Consider the following 1,775-nt stretch of genomic DNA (forward strand, 5'->3'; position numbering starts at 1 on the left):
AAAAAAATTAAGTGGGCAAGCAAATACTATTCCTCTAAAACGATTGAATTAGATATATTTTCTGTTGCCTGTTGCCTTCTGGAGCTGTTGCCTGCCTCGACAATAAATCACTACATCTACAGGACTACCAAAAAATGTATCAAACCTATTCATTCTCACTCCTGACTCCTAAAAAATACCCTATTTATTTGTAGCAAACACTTATCAAGTTGGTATTATTGGAGCAACTACAAATACTCAACACCCATTTTAGCCCTAGCTCTAACTGCTAAAGTTGTATCAGTATTAAAAATTTCTTCCAGAAGAGCCAAGATATCTTCAAACCATTTGGGATAATTAGCTTTAACTACTTTTGCTAAACCTTCCAAACCTACCACAGCAGCATAACGCACTACCCATTCTGGGTCTTGAGATACTTGCAGCAGAGTTTGAAAAACCCGCTGTTGAGCATCGGAAACTTCTGTTTCAGATAACTTTTCCCAATGAATAAAACCTAAACCTCTAGCTGCACCTCGTCGTACACTAAAAGAAAAGTCATTTGCTGCACTATCTAATAATATTTCTAACCCACGAGGGTCACCAATACCTGCTAATGCTCTTATTGCCCAAGCTCTAGCACCATAGTTATAACCATCCAGTGTTTCCAGGAGTGGGAGTACAGCAGGTTCTCCTATTTCGACTAACCCATCAACTGCTGCTACTGCTGCACCTGGATTATTATAGCCCAAGACCTTAATTAATATTGGGATAGCTTCTTTTATATGAGCTGCTGCTAAATCTTTAACTGCATCTATTAAACCTTGAGAAGAGTCTGCTTCTTCAACTGCTCGGATGAATTGATTATCTATTGTTGAGGGTTGATTATTCATTCTTAGGGAGTAGTTAATAATTAATAATTAACAATTAATAATTAATAATGTATAACGTAATCAATTTAGAAGGCAAAAGTTGTTTTTGTAACTAGGATTTTGAGCAAACTTGCAAAAACATTTATCCTCAAAAGGCAGGGTTTTAAACCCAATTATTTTGATTAATGAATGTTTTATAGAAGGGAGTCCATTAGATTCATTACCTCAATAGCTTCATCTGATAATAATAGTCCAAACTCTACTTTTGACTTTTGACTTTTGAATTTATTCTCAAAAGTTAGTATATTTCTTTTTTAGAAACAGAATAACATTTTTATTGTACCTAATTAATGAGACTTAAATTACTTCTAAAAAAATTTTTTGTAGTTACTCTTCAGGACAATAAGTATAAATGAATGTTTTATAGAAGCGAATCCATTAAAGTCATTACTTCAATAGCTTCATCTGATAATAATAGTTGAGATTCTACTTTTGACTTTTGACTGTCTTGAGTGCGTCTTACATTCTGTTCGCGGAGCGTTTCCGCAGGAAATGGAGACCTCAGAATTACGCACTCGCTTTTAACTTTTGAATTTCTTGTGAGGTGATGTTCTAAAAGTCCTTTTAGAGCAATTAATTTCATACTATTTTCGGCTAAGGTTTCTGATATTGCCTTAGCTGCGGGTAAATAACCAATTACTGCTAAATCTAATAGTGCAGAGCGTCGTAACTGTAAGTTATCCCCTTCTAATGCTTGAGTCAAATACTCTCCATATACTGCCTCTCCTGTAAGTTGATATAGAGACCTAGCAGCAGCATATTGTACTTTTTCTGCTGGATGTTCTATAAAAGGCTTAATTAGAAAAATTGCTTCTTGAGCTTGTAGTGTTCCCAAGGCTTCAATAATATCTTCGTAAGGTTGAATCA

2 protein-coding genes are annotated in these 1,775 nt (G+C 34.9%); both read right to left on the bottom strand.

From position 1 onward, the window contains the following. Nucleotides 1-227: 227 nt before the first annotated feature. Complete coding sequence (locus F6K22_RS40040; protein WP_293110648.1) at nt 228-869, bottom strand: C-phycocyanin alpha-cysteine-84 phycocyanobilin lyase subunit CpcF; 642 nt, start codon at nt 867-869, stop codon at nt 228-230. A gap of 400 nt (nt 870-1,269) precedes the next feature. Next, nucleotides 1,270-1,775 (bottom strand): HEAT repeat domain-containing protein (locus F6K22_RS40045; protein WP_375340238.1); only part of this gene is annotated, 506 nt, incomplete at its 5' end.

It is taken from the genome of Okeania sp. SIO2F4, from assembly GCF_010672385.1.
Taxonomy (GTDB): Bacteria; Cyanobacteriota; Cyanobacteriia; order Cyanobacteriales; family Microcoleaceae; genus Trichodesmium.